The sequence below is a fragment of the Streptomyces sp. LUP47B genome (assembly GCF_001746295.1).
Taxonomy (GTDB): domain Bacteria; phylum Actinomycetota; class Actinomycetes; order Streptomycetales; family Streptomycetaceae; genus Streptomyces.
This window is the reverse complement of sequence record NZ_MJAH01000009.1, coordinates 32705-47191: the sequence shown is the minus strand read 5'-3', so window position 1 is coordinate 47191 and position 14487 is coordinate 32705. Positions and strand designations below refer to the sequence as shown.

General features: G+C 70.0%; 14 protein-coding genes. 9 read left to right on the top strand and 5 right to left on the bottom strand.

Annotation, left to right across the window (positions count from 1 at the left end):
* Positions 1 to 2 precede the first annotated feature (2 nt).
* The 3 genes from BFN33_RS26450 to BFN33_RS26440 all read left to right on the top strand — a co-directional run bounded on the left by BFN33_RS26450 (position 3) and on the right by BFN33_RS26440 (position 3633).
* Positions 3 to 1343 (top strand): MFS transporter, encoded by a 1341-nt coding sequence (locus BFN33_RS26450; RefSeq protein ID WP_069762672.1) that lies wholly within the window; start codon positions 3 to 5, stop codon positions 1341 to 1343.
* Positions 1340 to 2710 (top strand): S9 family peptidase, encoded by a 1371-nt coding sequence (locus BFN33_RS26445; RefSeq protein WP_069762671.1) that lies wholly within the window; start codon positions 1340 to 1342, stop codon positions 2708 to 2710. The genes BFN33_RS26450 and BFN33_RS26445 overlap by 4 nt, the downstream gene beginning before the upstream one ends.
* A gap of 62 nt (positions 2711 to 2772) precedes the next feature.
* Positions 2773 to 3633, top strand: coding sequence for a PaaX family transcriptional regulator C-terminal domain-containing protein (locus tag BFN33_RS26440; protein WP_069762900.1), 861 nt, complete (start codon positions 2773 to 2775; stop codon positions 3631 to 3633).
* 448 nt (positions 3634 to 4081) lie between these two features.
* Here BFN33_RS26440 and BFN33_RS26435 read toward each other — a convergent pair whose 3' ends face one another.
* The 4 genes from BFN33_RS26435 to BFN33_RS26420 form a co-directional block, all read right to left on the bottom strand.
* On the bottom strand, positions 4082 to 5506 hold the full coding sequence (locus tag BFN33_RS26435) for a HAMP domain-containing sensor histidine kinase (protein ID WP_069762670.1): 1425 nt from the start codon (positions 5504 to 5506) through the stop codon (positions 4082 to 4084).
* Positions 5507 to 6220, bottom strand: coding sequence for a response regulator transcription factor (locus BFN33_RS26430; protein WP_069762669.1), 714 nt, complete (start codon positions 6218 to 6220; stop codon positions 5507 to 5509).
* Positions 6221 to 6305: 85 nt separating this feature from the next.
* Complete coding sequence (locus BFN33_RS26425) at positions 6306 to 6911, bottom strand: FMN reductase (RefSeq protein WP_069762668.1); 606 nt, start codon at positions 6909 to 6911, stop codon at positions 6306 to 6308.
* Positions 6908 to 7999, bottom strand: coding sequence for an LLM class flavin-dependent oxidoreductase (locus BFN33_RS26420; protein WP_069762667.1), 1092 nt, complete (start codon positions 7997 to 7999; stop codon positions 6908 to 6910). Before BFN33_RS26420 ends, BFN33_RS26425 begins: the two co-directional genes overlap by 4 nt.
* Positions 8000 to 8240: 241 nt before the next feature.
* On the opposite strand from BFN33_RS26420, the gene BFN33_RS26415 reads away from it, so the two are divergent.
* From BFN33_RS26415 to BFN33_RS54575, 3 genes are all read left to right on the top strand, one after another.
* Entirely contained in the window at positions 8241 to 8576 is a 336-nt protein-coding gene (locus BFN33_RS26415) for a YnfA family protein (protein ID WP_069762666.1), read from the top strand.
* A gap of 101 nt (positions 8577 to 8677) precedes the next feature.
* Positions 8678 to 9454, top strand: a complete 777-nt coding sequence (locus BFN33_RS26410; RefSeq protein ID WP_069762665.1) for an SDR family NAD(P)-dependent oxidoreductase — start codon at positions 8678 to 8680, stop codon at positions 9452 to 9454.
* A complete protein-coding gene (locus tag BFN33_RS54575) occupies positions 9451 to 9585 on the top strand; it encodes a hypothetical protein (RefSeq protein ID WP_256122878.1) in 135 nt (44 codons plus the stop codon). The genes BFN33_RS26410 and BFN33_RS54575 overlap by 4 nt, the downstream gene beginning before the upstream one ends.
* A 215-nt stretch (positions 9586 to 9800) precedes the next feature.
* Here BFN33_RS54575 and BFN33_RS26405 read toward each other — a convergent pair whose 3' ends face one another.
* Complete coding sequence (locus tag BFN33_RS26405) at positions 9801 to 10994, bottom strand: RtcB family protein (RefSeq protein WP_069762664.1); 1194 nt, start codon at positions 10992 to 10994, stop codon at positions 9801 to 9803.
* Positions 10995 to 11198: 204 nt separating this feature from the next.
* On the opposite strand from BFN33_RS26405, the gene BFN33_RS26400 reads away from it, so the two are divergent.
* From BFN33_RS26400 to BFN33_RS26390, 3 genes are all read left to right on the top strand, one after another.
* Positions 11199 to 12014, top strand: a complete 816-nt coding sequence (locus tag BFN33_RS26400; protein ID WP_069762663.1) for a hypothetical protein — start codon at positions 11199 to 11201, stop codon at positions 12012 to 12014.
* A gap of 133 nt (positions 12015 to 12147) precedes the next feature.
* Positions 12148 to 13092 (top strand): DUF3558 domain-containing protein, encoded by a 945-nt coding sequence (locus BFN33_RS26395; RefSeq protein WP_370743321.1) that lies wholly within the window; start codon positions 12148 to 12150, stop codon positions 13090 to 13092.
* 104 nt (positions 13093 to 13196) lie between these two features.
* Complete coding sequence (locus BFN33_RS26390; protein ID WP_256122877.1) at positions 13197 to 14474, top strand: DUF2637 domain-containing protein; 1278 nt, start codon at positions 13197 to 13199, stop codon at positions 14472 to 14474.
* Positions 14475 to 14487: the final 13 nt, after the last annotated feature.

Here is a 14487-nt window from a genome sequence, read left to right as displayed (position 1 = left end):
CGATGCCCCCGTCCCCCACCGCATCAGAACGCACCCGCCAACTCCGCCGAGTCGCCCTCTCCGGACTCCTCGGCACCGCCGTCGAGTTCTACGACTTCCTCGTCTACGGCACCGTCGCCGCCCTGGTCTTCGGCGAACTGTTCTTCCCCGGCGCCGACCCCGCCGTGGGCACGATCGCCGCGTTCGGCACCTTCGCCGCCGGATATGTGGCCCGCCCGATCGGCGGCATCGTCTTCGGGCACTTCGGCGACCGCCTCGGCCGCAAGAACATGCTGCTGCTCACCATGGGCCTGATGGGCGGCGCGAGCTTCCTCATCGGCCTGCTGCCCACCTACGACACCATCGGCGTCTGGGCGCCGGTCCTGCTGATCACCCTGCGCGTGGTCCAGGGCATCGCCATCGGCGGCGAGTGGGGCGGCGCGACCCTGATGGTCGTGGAGCACGCGGGCGAGAGCCGCCGTGGCCTGTGGTCGAGCTTCACCCAGATGGGAGCCCCGCTCGGCTCCCTGATCTCCGCCGCCGTGGTCGCCCTGGTCTCCACCCTCCCCAAGGACCAGTTCGCCGCCTGGGGCTGGCGCGTGCCGTTCCTGCTGAGCGTGCTGCTGCTCGGCGTCGGCCTGTTCGTCCGCCTCCAGGTGGTCGAGAGCCCGCTGTTCGCCGACGTGAAGAAGGAGCGCGCCGAGTCGAGGCTCCCCATCCTCGACGTCCTGCGCCGCCCGCGTCCGGTGCTGCTGGCCTGCTGTGTCGGCATCGGCGCCTTCACCGCGCAGTCCCTGCTGACCAGTTACCTGATCTCGTACGCCACCGGCGTCGGCTATGCCCGCCCGCAGGTGCTCACCGCGCTCACCGTCTCCGCCGCGGTCGCCCTGGTCGTGCTGCCCTGCGCCTCCGCGCTCTCCGACCGGATCGGCCGCCGCCCGGTCGTCCTCACCGGCGCGCTCCTGTCCGCCGCCACCGCCTTCCCCGTCCTCGCGCTGGTCGACTCCAAGTCCTCGGGGGCCCTGATCCTGGCCGTGGTCATCGGCCACGGCATCTCCCAGTCGCTGATGTACGGCCCGCTGGGCGCCCTGTTCAGCGAGATGTTCGGCACCAAGGTCCGCTACACCGGCGCCTCGCTCGGCTACCAGGGCGCCACCCTGGTCGGTGCCGGCTTCTCCCCGATGATCGCCGGAAGCCTGGTCGCGAGCAGCGGCAACGGCACCCCGGTCGCGCTCCTGCTGTGCGGCGGCTCCCTCATCACCGCGCTGACCGTGTGGTTCGTCCGTGAGACGAGCCGCACGTCCCTGACCGACCCCGCTTCCGAACTCCCCACCCCCGCCCGCACGGAGGAGATCACCGCATGAGGCACGGCACCCGCATCGCCTGCGCGACGGCGCTTCTGCTCACCTTGACCGCCGCACCCGCGGCCACGGCGGCCGACGCCGACCCCACCCACGTGGACGGCCAACTCCCCTCCGGCGCCACGTACATGATGGACGTCCCCACCAACTGGAACGGCACTGTCCTCCTGTTCAGCCACGGCTACAACGCGGGCCCCGCCAACCCCGCCCAGGACGCTCCGGACGCCGCCACCAAGCCCCTTCTCCTCCAGCAGGGTTACGCCCTCATCGGCTCCTCGTACGCGTCCACCGGCTGGGCGGTCACCGACGCGGTCCCCGACCAACTGGCCACCCTCGACGTCTTCACCACCCGCTTCGGCCAGGCCTCCCGCACCCTCGCCTGGGGACGGTCGTACGGCGGACTCGTCACCACGGCGATCGCCGAACGCCACCCGGACCGCATCGACGGCTCGCTCTCCCTGTGCGGCCTGGTCCAAGGGGGAGTGGCCAACTGGAACAACACCCTCGACCCGGCGTTCGCCCTCAAGACCCTCCTGGGCTCCGACGTCCCCCTGGTGAACCTCCCGAGCCAGCAGGCGGCCACCGACGCGGCCAACACCCTCACCGCCAAGGTCGACTCCGCCCAGTCCACGGCCGAGGGCCGGGCCCGTATCGCCCTCGCCGCGGCCCTCCACAACATCCCGGTCTGGAACGCCCCCACCCAGACCCGCCCCACCACCAACGACTGGGACACCCAGCAGGCCAACCAGTACGACGCCGTCAAGGGCCTGCTGAAGATCGCCGCCTTCAACCGCCGCCAGGAGGCGGAGGTGCGCGCGGGCGGCAACATGTCCTGGAACACCGGCGTCGACTACACGCGGCTGCTCGCCCAGTCCTCCGTCAGCAAGGAGGTCACCGCCCTGTACAAGAAGGCGGGCCTCTCCCTTGGCAAGGACCTCGCCGCCCTCAACCACGCCCCGCGCATCAGCGCGGACCCGTCCGCCGTCGCCTGGATGAGCTCCACCAGCAGCTTCACCGGCAAGCTGGCCAAGCCCCAGCTCTCCGTCCACACGATCGGCGACCCCCTGGTCCCCGTCCAGACGGAAAGCGCCCTGCGCCGCGCGGTGACGGCCGCCGGCTCCGCCCCCCTCCTCCGCCAGGCATACGTCGACAACGCCGGCCACTGCACCTTCAGCCCCGCCGAACAACTGGCCGCCCTCCACACCCTGGAGGACCGCCTGACCACCGGCGGCTGGCAGGGCACCGACCCGGCGTCCCTCAACGCCCGCGCCACCGCGGCCGACCCCACCACCCCCACCCGCTACGTCTCGTACCGCCCCACCCCCTACCTCCGCCCGTACGACCTCGCGCACCCCGCCGACGGCCGGTGACCTCCTACGACCTTCCGCGACCGCCCGCCGTACCGTCGGCGGGCGGTCGTACCCTTGCCCCCGTGGACGACGACATCCTGGACACCGCGGAGGGACCGCAGCCGCGCCCGCAGTCGCTCATGCTCACCTTCTTCGGCAACCACGTCCTGGAGGAGGGGGACCTGGGCGTCTACTCGGGCAGCATCATCGACGTCCTGGGCCGCGTGGGCGTAGGTGAACAGGCCGTACGTTCCACCCTCACCCGCATGGTCAACCGGGGCCTGCTCCAACGTCAGCGCGAGGGCCGCAAGATGTTCTTCGGTCTGACCCCGCAGGCCACCCGTGTCCTGGTCGACGGCCGCACCCGCATCTGGAAGCAGGGCGCCGTCAACGACGACTGGGACGGCTCCTGGACCCTGCTCGGCTTCTCCCTGCCCGACTCCTGGAAACGCCAGCGCCACGACCTGCGCTCACGCCTCACCTGGTCCGGATTCGGCGCCCTGTACAGCGGCCTGTGGATCGCCCCCGGCCACGTGGACGTCTCCGCGGTGGTCACCGAGCTCGGCCTCACTGCCCACGTCAAGATCTTCCACGCCCAGGCCTCGGAAGTGACCGACATCGAGCGCATGATCCGCGAGACCTGGGACCTGGAGTCCATCGCCGCCCGCTATGTCACCTTCGACAAGCGCTGGAGCGCCCACCTGGTCAACGGCGCCGACGACGACCCGATCGGCACCCGCCTGCGCCTGGTCAGCGAGTGGCTCCGAACCATCCGCACAGACCCGAGACTCCCGGCCCGCCACCTCCCCCCGGCCTGGCCCGCCCGCCCCGCCCAGGAAACCTTCCACCGAGTCGCCCAACAGACCCACCCAGCACTGGAGGCGGCACGAGCAACTCTGGAAACGACACCACTGCGCGGCGCTGGGCTTGAGCAGGGCGCCTAAGGGGGTGCCGGGTCGGGTTGTCAGGCGGGTGCAGGCCGGTGGGGGCTGGTCGCGCAGTTCCCCGCGCCCCTGGGGAGTTGCAGTCACCCCCGCCACGACGGACCGATCCCCACCTCGCGCGCCACGACGGGCCGCTCACCGCTCCCCGTGCCACGACGGGCCGTTGGCCGCTTCTCGCGCCACTATGGGCCGGTAGCCGCGTACGGCGCGCAGGGGACGGGGTGGGGGGTGTCCGCCCGCAGCGGCCGGCGTCCGTTACCGAGCACCTCTCAAAGCAACAGCAACCGCCGGACCGAGGACGGACACCCCCCACCCCGGCCCCGACCCACCACACACCGCACGCGCTACACAAGCCCCCACCGGACCGAAACAGGCCGCCGCAGGCACCCAGGGGCGCGGGGAACTGCGCAAAACGCCCGCCCCCACCGACCCCGCAGACAAACACCGCTCAACCGCCGAACGCATCCCCACCCACAGTGAACCCGATCACCGTCCCACCCCCCTCCCGAGGAAACGCAAACGGCGCCCCCCCATGCGACAGCGCAACCTCCCGCACGATCGACAACCCCAACCCCGACCCCGGCAACGACCGCGCGTCCGCCGCCCGATAGAACCGGTCGAACACCCGCACAAGATCGGCGTCGGCGATCCCCGGCCCCCGGTCCAGCACCTCCACCCGCACCGGCCCGGCCACCGTGAACCCGGACACCGAGATCTCGATCGGAGCGGTCCCGTCCCGGTCGAACTTCGCCGCGTTCTCGACCAGGTTCGACACAGCCCGCTGCAGCATCCCCGGCCGCCCGTCCGTCACCGTCGACCCACTCGCGTGCACCACGACCTCCCGCCCGGTCCGCCGCCGGGCCAGCCCCGCCACATCCTCCGCGACATCGGCGAGGTCCACCCGCTGCGGCGGCTCGTTGTCCGCCTGCCCCGCCGCGAGGTCGACCAGCTCGTTGACCAGATCGGTCAACTCCCGTGCCTCCTGCGAGAGATCGGCGACCAGCTCGTCGCGCGTGGCGGGCGGCAGCTCATCGATCCGCCGCAGCAGCGAGATGTTCGTACGCAACGACGTGAGCGGCGTCCGAAGCTCGTGCCCCGCGTCCTGCACCAGCCGCCGCTGATCCTCCTCCGACTGCGCGAGCCGCCCCAGCATCCGGTCGAAGGCCCGCCCCAACCGCCCCACCTCGTCGTAACCGGTGACCGGCACCTCGATCCCCAGCCGCCGGGTCCGGGCCACATCCTCCGCGGCGGATGTGAGGATCACCAGCCGCCGGGTGATCCGCCGGGCCAGCCACCACCCGAACAGCCCGGCGCCCACCACGACCGCCACCATGAGCAGAAACGTCCGCTGCTGAAGCGCCCGCAACAGATCCTCGGTGTCACTGAACTCCTGGGCGACCTGCACGGCGCCCCGCCCGCCACCCAGCGAGACGGTGGCGACCCGGTACACGTCGCTGCCGACCGAGACCTCCTTGTGCAGGACCATCCGCCCGGCACCACCGGCGGCCGCGACCCGCCGGTCCCCGGAGATCACGGGCAGCCCGGGCCGCCCGGGGTCGGCGACCGCCCCGGTGGGCCCCAGCACCTGCACATCCGTACGGGCAGGACGCACCAGGTCGTGCCCGGGCGCCGAGGACGAGAAGTCGTCCGGTGTCATCCGGTGCTGGCTGACCTCGTCCCGCAGGTCCTGCACGACCTGGTCGAACACGGACTCCTGGTCCACCCGCACCAGCCGCGCGGCGGCGCTGTACGACAGCACACCGACCAGCACGGTCACCGCGGCCGTCACCGCGGCGAAGGACACCGCGAACGTGGTCCGCAGGGACAGCAGCCTGGGCCGCGGCCGGGCCCACAACCGAGCCAGCCGCCCCACTCAGTCCTCCCGGAGCACGTAACCCACGCCGCGCACCGTGTGGATCAGCTGCGGGGCACCGGGCTCGTCGAGCTTGCGGCGCAGATAGCCGACGTAGACGGCGAGGTTCTTGGAGCCGGGCCCGAAGTCGTAGCCCCAGATGCGATCGTAGATCGTCGAATGATCAAGCACGATGCCCGCGTTCCGCACGAGGAGTTCGAGCAGCTCGAACTCGGTACGGGTCAGCTCCAGCTCGCGCGGCCCCCGCCAGGCCCGCCGTGCCTGGATGTCCATGCGCAGTCCGGCCGCCTCGATCCGCCCCTCGGGCGGTTCGGGCGCCACGGCCCGGGGAGCGACGTCGACCGGAGCCATCCCGTCCGGGCTGGTCCGCCGCAGCAGGGCCCGCAGCCGGGCGAAGACCTCCTCGACGTCGAACGGCTTGACCACATAGTCGTCGGCGCCCGCGTCCAGGCCGGCGATCCGGTCCTGGGTCTCCACGAGCGCCGTCAGCATGAGGATCGGCGTCCGGTCGCCCTCGGCGCGCAGCACCCGGCAGACCTGGAGGCCGTCGATACCGGGCATCATCACGTCGAGGACGAGCACGTCCGGCGGCGTCCTGTGGGCCTGCGCCAGCGCCTCGACGCCGTCGGCGACCGCGGTGACCTGGTATCCCTCCAGGGTCAGGGCGCGCTCCAGGGCGTGACGGATGGCGCGGTCGTCTTCGGCGAGCAGCACATTTTGGGGCACACCCTCAGTGTGCCGTCCCACCGAGTCGTACGACGTGATGAGCTGCTCACCCCGTGCCCTTCTTACTGCCCTCTCACCCCGTGGGACGCAACGCGGCGAGCTGCTCCTCGAACGGCACCACGGCCGAGAACGAGTCGACGGTGGCGGCACGCGGCGCGCGCCCGACCGACAGTCCCGCCATCAGCGAGGCCAGTTCCCCGGCCGCCCGCTCGATGCGCCCGTCCAGCCCCTCGGCGCCCCAGTCCTCCGACGCGGCGTAGACCCCGGTCGGCACGACGACGGCCTTCAGGTAGGCGAAGAGCGGCCGCAGCGCATGCTCCAGCACCAGCGAATGCCGGGCCGAGCCACCGGTCGCCGCGATCAGCACCGGCTTACCGGCGAGCGCCTCCGGGTCGAGCACGTCGAAGAACGACTTGAACAGTCCGCTGTACGACGCTGAGAACACCGGAGTCACCACGACCAGCCCGTCGGCCCCGGCCACCGCCTCCTGCGCGGCGGCCAGCGCCCGTCCCGGAAAACCGTTCGTGAAGTTCTGCGCGATCTCCACGGCGAGTTCCCGCAGCTCCACGACCTGCACGTCGACCTCGGCCGCACGGCCCACGGCCGCGGCCAGCCGGTCTCCCAGCAGACGGGTGGACGACGGGACGCTCAGCCCCGCGGACACGACGACGAGCTTCATGCGACGACCTCCTTGTTCTGCCCGGCGGCCAGCAGGGACGCGTGGGTGGGAGCCTCCGGGACGTCCGCGGGCCGCCCCGCCGCGAACTCCTTGCGCAGCACCGGCACGACCTCCTCGCCGAGCAGGTCGAGCTGCTCCAGGACGGTCTTCAGGGGCAGTCCCGCGTGGTCGAGGAGGAACAGCTGGCGCTGGTAGTCCCCGGCGTACTCGCGGAACTTCAGCGTCTTCTCGATGACCTGCTCCGGGGACCCCACGGTCAGCGGGGTCTGCTCGGTGAAGTCCTCAAGCGAGGGCCCGTGCCCGTACACCGGCGCGACGTCGAAGTAGGGACGGAACTCCTTGACGGCGTCCTGGGAATTGCGCCGCATGAACACCTGACCACCGAGCCCGACGATCGCCTGCTCGGGGGTCCCGTGCCCGTAGTGGGCGTACCGGCTGCGGTACAGCTCGACCATCCTCTTGGTGTGGTCGGCGGGCCAGAAGATGTTGTTGTGGAAGAACCCGTCACCGTAGTAGGCGGCCTGCTCGGCGATCTCGGGAGACCGGATGGACCCGTGCCAGACGAACGGTGCCACCCCGTCCAGCGGCCGGGGCGTGGAGGTGAACCCCTGCAACGGCGTCCGGAACTTGCCCTCCCAGTTCACGACGTCCTCGCGCCACAGCCGGCGCAGCAGGGCGTAGTTCTCGATGGCGAGGTTGATGCCCTCGCGGATGTCCTTGCCGAACCAGGGGTAGACCGGCCCGGTGTTCCCGCGGCCCATCATGAGGTCGACCCGGCCGTCGGCCAGGTGCTGGAGCATCGCGAAGTCCTCGGCGATCTTCACCGGGTCGTTCGTGGTGATCAGCGTGGTCGAGGTGGAGAGGATCAGCCTCTCGGTCCGCGCGGCGATGTACCCGAGCATGGTGGTCGGCGACGACGGCACGAACGGCGGGTTGTGGTGCTCACCGGTCGCGAAGACATCGAGCCCGACCTCCTCGGCCTTCAGGGCGATCGCGACCATGGCCTTGATCCGCTCGCGCTCGCTCGGCGTACGGCCGGTCGTCGGGTCCGGCGTGACATCGCCGACGCTGAAGATCCCGAACTGCATGATCGCTCACCCTCCAGGTTGTTTACCGTTCAACTATAACTGCGTACCCGGAGAACGACACCCCACGCGGACCTATTCCCGAAGCGAACCTCACGGCCAAGTGCCACCCGACGCCCCCACCTCGGAGTCCCGCCAACCTGGTCCCTCCGACCCGCCGGCACCGCAACCAGCCGGCCCGCCATCTCGGCGCGACTGGCACTGACCTGACCCGTCAGAAGGAGTGCATGCGAGGCTGATCCCCATGCTCGTAGCCCGCTCCGCCGCCCTCTTCGTCATCGCCGCCCTATTCGAGATCGGCGGAGCCTGGCTGGTCTGGCAGGGCGTACGGGAGCACCGGGGCTGGATGTGGACCACGGGCGGCATCCTCGCCCTCGGCGCCTACGGTTTCGTCGCCACCTTCCAGCCCGACGCCCACTTCGGCCGCATCCTCGCCGCGTACGGCGGCATCTTCGTGGCCGGCTCGATCCTGTGGGGCATGGCGGCCGACGGCTACCGCCCGGACCGCTGGGACATCACGGGCGCCCTGATCTGCCTCGTGGGCATGGCGGTCATCATGTACGCCCCGCGGGGCGACTGACGTCCCGCCGACCGGCCCGCGATACGGACCGCCCGGAGCCTCCGACCACCACCGCCCTATCCTGGCGGGAGCCCGTACCCCCGCCCGCCCGAGGAGCAGCCATGGCATCCGCCGCCCCGTCCCCCGCGTCCCGGATCGCGATCGTCACCGGGGCGAGCAGCGGAATCGGCGCGGCGACCGCACGGCAGCTCGCCGCGGCCGGCTACCGCGTGGTCCTGACCGCCCGCCGCAAGGACCGTATCGAGGCGCTGGCGGAGGAGATCAACGCGGCGGGCCACCAGGCGACGGCCTACCCGCTGGACGTGACGGACCGGGCCGCGGTCGACGAGTTCGCCTCCGCCTTCAAGACGGTCGGCGTGCTCGTGAACAACGCCGGCGGAGCCCTCGGCGCCGACCCGGTCGCCACCGGCGATCCCGCCGACTGGCGCTCGATGTACGAGACGAACGTCATCGGCACCCTGAACCTCACCCAGGCCCTGCTCCCCAAGCTCGACGCGAGCGGCGACGGCACGGTGGTCGTCGTCTCCTCCACGGCGGGCCACGGCACCTACGAGGGCGGCGGCGGCTATGTGGCCGCCAAGCACGGCGCCCACGTCCTGGCGGAGACCCTCCGCCTGGAGATCGTCGGCCGTCCCATCCGCGTGATCGAGGTCGCGCCCGGCATGGTCAAGACCGACGAGTTCGCCCTGACCCGCTTCGGCGGCGACCAGGAGAAGGCGGAGAAGGTCTACCAGGGCGTCGCGGAACCACTGACCGCCGACGACGTGGCCGACACCATCACCTGGGCGGTCACCCGCCCCAGCCACGTCAACGTCGACCTCCTGGTCCTGCGCCCCCGCGCCCAGGCATCCAACACAAAGGTGCACAGAGACCTGTGACCCGGCCCGAGAAGGACAAGAAGGACCCGCACGACGAACGCCAGATGTGGTGGTGGCTCGCCTACTTCCTCTTCGGCATCCACATCGTCGCCTTCGTCATGATCTACGCGGTGATGCACGCCCCGAAGTAAGCGCGGTCACCGACAGGGATGAACCTCCCCGATCAACACGACGGCCCTCGTCCGGGCCGCAACCTGTCTCAACAAGCCCGGCAGCGGGGCGGTTGACCTTCGAGATCAACGCACGGGATGCCGATCTCCTGATCGCACCCGGTCTTTACGGCTGCACGTCGAAGACGATCGCCCCGTGCTGTGGGGCGAGGCGCGCACCTCGCCCCACAGACGCGCTAGCCCTTCACGCACACGACCTGCTTCAGCTTCGCCACGACCTCCACCAAGTCCCGCTGCTGGTCGATGACCTGGTCGATCGACTTGTAGGCACCCGGGATCTCGTCCACGACGCCGGAGTCCTTACGGCACTCCACGCCCCGCGTCTGCTCCTCCAGGTCCCTCGTCGAGAACCGCCGCTTGGCCGCGTTGCGGCTCATGCGCCGACCGGCGCCGTGAGAGGCCGAGTTGAAGGCCTTCTCGTTGCCGAGGCCCTTCACGATGTACGAACCCGTGCCCATGGAACCCGGGATGATGCCGTACTCACCGGAACCGGCCCGGATCGCGCCCTTGCGGGTCACGAGCAGCTCCACGCCGTCGTAACGCTCCTCGGCCACGTAGTTGTGGTGTGCGCTGATCTCCGGCTCGAAGACCGGCTTCGCCTTCTTGAACTCCTTGCGGACAACGTCCTTGAGGAGCGCCATCATGATCGTGCGGTTGTACTTGGCGTACTCCTGTGCCCAGAAGAGGTCGTTTCGGTACGCCTCCATCTGCGGCGTCTGCGCGATGAAGACGGCAAGGTCGCGGTCGACCAGCCCCTGGTTGTGCGGAAGCTTCTGGGCCACGCCGATGTGATGCTCAGCCAGCTCCTTGCCGATGTTCCGGGAACCGGAGTGCAGCATCAACCAAACAGAACCGGTCGTATCCGTGCACACTTCGACAAAATGATTCCCGGATCCGAGCGTTCCCATCTGCTTTCCGGCGCGTTCGTGACGGAACTTGACCGCTTCGGCAACCCCATCGAACCGCCCCCAGAAGTCGTCCCAACCCGCGGTAGCCAACCCATGGAACCGCCCGGGCTCAACGGGACTGTCATGCATCCCCCGCCCCACCGGAATGGCCTGCTCGATCTTCGACCGCAGCCGCGACAGGTCCCCCGGCAGATCGTTCGCCGTCAGCGACGTCTTCACCGCCGACATCCCGCACCCGATGTCCACGCCCACCGCCGCCGGGCACACCGCACCCTGCATCGCGATGACCGAACCGACCGTCGCACCCTTGCCGTAGTGCACGTCCGGCATCACGGCCAGCCCCTTGATCCACGGCAGCGTCGCGACGTTGCGCAGCTGCTGCAGGGCCACGTCCTCGACCGTCGCCGGGTCGGTCCACATACGGATCGGGACCTTGGCGCCCGGCATCTCCACGTACGACATATCGTCCTCATTCCCCCGGAAAGCAAACAGAAGTCTTGAAGCGCAAAACCGGCGCCAAGGTCGACGAATGGGATGACGGACCGGCGTTCACGGCAGTGCGTGCGATACACATTGTCTCCGGGGCGCACCCCCGTGCGGCAAGCGAATAACCTGCGGGGACACTGAGTTCCCCACGAGTCGGAGACATTCCGAGAGGAGCCCACCGTGCAGCGGAAGGCCTACGTACCCGGCGTCGCCGCCCTCCTCGCGGCGCTGTTGGCCGGCTGCACCGGCAGTTCCGGTGGCGACGGCACGACGGACGACACCAACCCCGACGTCGCCGGCACCGCCTCCCCCGCCGCGCAGCCCGGCAAGTACCGCACGCTGCCCGAGGCGTGTGGGGTCGTCGGCCAGAGCACCCTCGACGCGCTCCTGCCCGGTATCCAGCAGATCGCCGACGAGGATCAGCGCACCAAGGCCTACGAGGGCAAGGCCACGCTCACCTACGACACGGACCGTAAGGTGGGCTGCCGTTGGAAGGTGGAGGCCACGGACGCCACGGAGTACCTGTCGGTCGACTTCGAGCGTGTGGTGTCGTACGACAACGCGGTCAGCGACGACAGTCAGGCGGAGCAGCTGTTCGCGCAGACCGTGGAGAAGGCCGATCTGCCGGTGGCGGCGACGTCCAGCGCCGTGTCGGACGTGGAGGAGAGCGGCGCCGTCGATCCGACGGCCTCCGCCCCGGCAACTCCGAGTGGTTCGGCGAGTCCGAGCGGCTCGGCCTCGGCCACTCCGTCCGATCTCCAGCCGCGCGTTCTGGACGATCTGGGTGACGAGGCGTTCCTGGACGACGTGTTGGGCAACTCGGGTTCGACGGCTCAGCAGCGCAAGGTGACTGTGGCGTTCCGCACGTCCAACGTGATCGTGACCATCGAGTACGAGGAGCAGCCGACGACGATCGGCGTCACCCCGGACAGCAAGGAAATGCAGGACAACGCCCGGAAACTGGCCTCGCAGCTGGCCGGGTCGCTGTCCGGCTGAGGTCTCTTCACACGCCCCTCACCCGCGCGCACGAAGCATTCGAAGCTGGACTACACGGCATCCTCACCGCGTACCGTGGCCCCTCGGACCAGATCCGACGGCAGGAACCACAAGCGTCATGAGTGAAGGAACCATGCAGCGACGAGCAGAGCGTGACCAGGTTGCCCTGGGGGTCCCTCCCACGCCTTTCGGGCAGTGGGGGAGAGCGAAGCGTCTTCACCGCGTCCTTGTCTGCGCGGCCGCAGTCCCCGTGATGCTGATCGCCTCTGGCTGCTCCTCCGACTCCGGCTCCGGCGACTCCGGCTCCGGCAGCGGTGGTGACAAGGCCGCGGGCGCCGGTGCGACGGTGTCGGCGTCCGAGAGTGCGGCACCCACGGTGCAGGCGGCGGCGTACAAGTCGCTTCCCGAGGCGTGTGGGGTGTTGTCGGGGAAGACGTTGAAGTCGCTTGTCCCGGAGGCCGCGAAGTCGGGCAAGAAGGGCACGGCGGAGGCGGGTACGCGCGGTAGTTGCTCCTGGAGCAGCCTGGACAACAACGGTGTGAAGGGCTCGCAGTTCCGCTGGCTCAACGTCTCGCTCCTCCGCTTCGAGTCGGACGCCTCGCGGGGTACGGGCGAGGCGCAGGCGCAGAAGTACTACGAGGAGCAGATCCAGGACGCCCAGTCGGTGGCCGGTGCGAAGAACACCAAGTCGCAGACGGTTTCCGGTACGGGTGACGCGGCGACGCTGGTGCGTTATGACCTGAAGAAGAAGGAAGGCGCCTTCAAGCAGCAGACGGTCGTCACGCGCGTGGAGAACGTCGTGGTCACCGTCGACTACAACGGTGCGGGTCTCGCCGGTGACAAGGCGCCGAGTGCGGAGACGCTCGGGAAGCTCGCGGGGCAGGCCGCCAAGGAGACGGTGGGCGCGGTGTCGGCGGCGAACGGCGAGGGCGCTGCGGCTCCGGCGCCGTCGGAGTCCGCCTCGGGTTCGAAGGCCCCGTCGAAGGCCCCGTCGAAGTCCGCTTCGCCGTCTGCGACCCCGTCGAAGTCGGCCTCCAAGTCGGCGTCTCCGTCCAAGTCGGCCGCGAAGACGAGCTGAAGAAGGACTGACGGTACGTACCGGTCACCCGTGCGCAGCACACATGTGCCACTCTGTTGCGCGCAACAACACGCACAGGGAGGGGAGTACGGGTGTCCGCGCCCATGCAGCTGACTCGAATGCACCGCGTTCTCATAGGCGTGGTCGTGTTCGGTGCCGTGATCATCGCCGGCATCGGCTTCGCGGGGTCGTACGCGGCCGTCCGTGAGCTCGCCATCCAGAAGGGCTTCGGGAACTTCAGTTATGTCCTCCCGATCGGCATCGACGCGGGTATCTGTGTCCTGCTGGCCCTGGACCTGCTTCTGACGTGGATCCGGATCCCGTTCCCGCTGCTGCGTCAGACGGCGTGGCTGCTGACCATCGCGACGATCGCCTTCAACGGCGCGGCGGCCTGGCCGGATCCGCTGGGTGTGGGTATGCACGCGGTGATCCCGGTCCTGTTCGTGGTGTCGGTGGAGGCGGCCCGGCACGCGATCGGCCGGATCGCGGACATCACGGCGGACAAGCACATGGAGGGGGTCCGCCTCACTCGCTGGCTCCTCTCCCCCCTCCCCACGTTTCTCCTCTGGCGCCGTATGAAGCTGTGGGAGCTGCGTTCCTACGAGCAGGTCATCAAGCTCGAACAGGACCGGCTGGTCTACCAGGCCCGGCTCCACTCCCGCTTCGGCCGGGCCTGGCGCAGGAAGGCGCCGGTGGAGTCCCTGATGCCGTTGCGTCTGGCCCGTTACGGCGTGCCCCTGGCGGAGACGGCTCCGGCGGGCCTCGCGGCGGCGGGAATCGAACCGGCCCTGCTTCCGCCGGCGCCCCAGGCGGTCGCGGGCAGTGCCGCCGGGGCGGCTTCCGACCCGCAGCGGGCGGCGGCTCCGGGCGAGCAGCGCCTGCAGCTGAACGGCAACCCGCGGCCGCCGCAGGCCGAGACCGCGCCCGACCCCGAGTTGAGCCCCTGGTTCGAAGCCCCCCAGCAGATCGAGTACCAGGGCGGCTACAACCCGAACTACGACCCGGCGGAGCAGTACGAGCGCTGGTACGAGGAGCAGCTCGAGGCCGAGCAGTACGAGCTCCAGCAGATCCAGTACGAGGAGCCCCCCAGGGAACCCTCGATGGAGCCCTCGATGGAGGAGACCGGCAGCTTTCCGATCCCGGTGACCACTGGCCGCACCCGTGAACTGGGTGAGGGCGGCGGTCCTCCGGAGCCGACCGAAGAGGACTTCTACCAGGTCTTCAAGAAGTCGATCGACGGCAGCTACCCCTCCCCGGGCCAGCTCAGGGGGGACGTGGAGGCGACGTACGGTGTCGTGCTCCCGCAGCGCGAGGCCGAGCGCATGGTCAACCGCTTCACCAACCGCCACACGGCGGAACTGCAGGAAGACCACATCGCCTGAGACACGCACACGC

Bases quoted from the DNA above. Each gene is read 5' to 3' on its own strand.
- BFN33_RS26450 (WP_069762672.1), top strand. From the start codon at position 3: ATGCCCCCGTCCCCCACCGCATCAGAACGCACCCGCCAACTCCGCCGA.
- BFN33_RS26445 (WP_069762671.1), top strand. From the start codon at position 1,340: ATGAGGCACGGCACCCGCATCGCCTGCGCGACGGCGCTTCTGCTCACC.
- BFN33_RS26425 (WP_069762668.1), bottom strand. From the start codon at position 6,911: ATGAAGCTCGTCGTCGTGTCCGCGGGGCTGAGCGTCCCGTCGTCCACC.
- BFN33_RS26420 (WP_069762667.1), bottom strand. From the start codon at position 7,999: ATGCAGTTCGGGATCTTCAGCGTCGGCGATGTCACGCCGGACCCGACG.
- BFN33_RS26415 (WP_069762666.1), top strand. From the start codon at position 8,241: ATGCTCGTAGCCCGCTCCGCCGCCCTCTTCGTCATCGCCGCCCTATTC.
- BFN33_RS26410 (WP_069762665.1), top strand. From the start codon at position 8,678: ATGGCATCCGCCGCCCCGTCCCCCGCGTCCCGGATCGCGATCGTCACC.
- BFN33_RS26405 (WP_069762664.1), bottom strand. From the start codon at position 10,994: ATGTCGTACGTGGAGATGCCGGGCGCCAAGGTCCCGATCCGTATGTGG.
- BFN33_RS26395 (WP_370743321.1), top strand. From the start codon at position 12,148: ATGCAGCGACGAGCAGAGCGTGACCAGGTTGCCCTGGGGGTCCCTCCC.
- BFN33_RS26390 (WP_256122877.1), top strand. From the start codon at position 13,197: ATGCAGCTGACTCGAATGCACCGCGTTCTCATAGGCGTGGTCGTGTTC.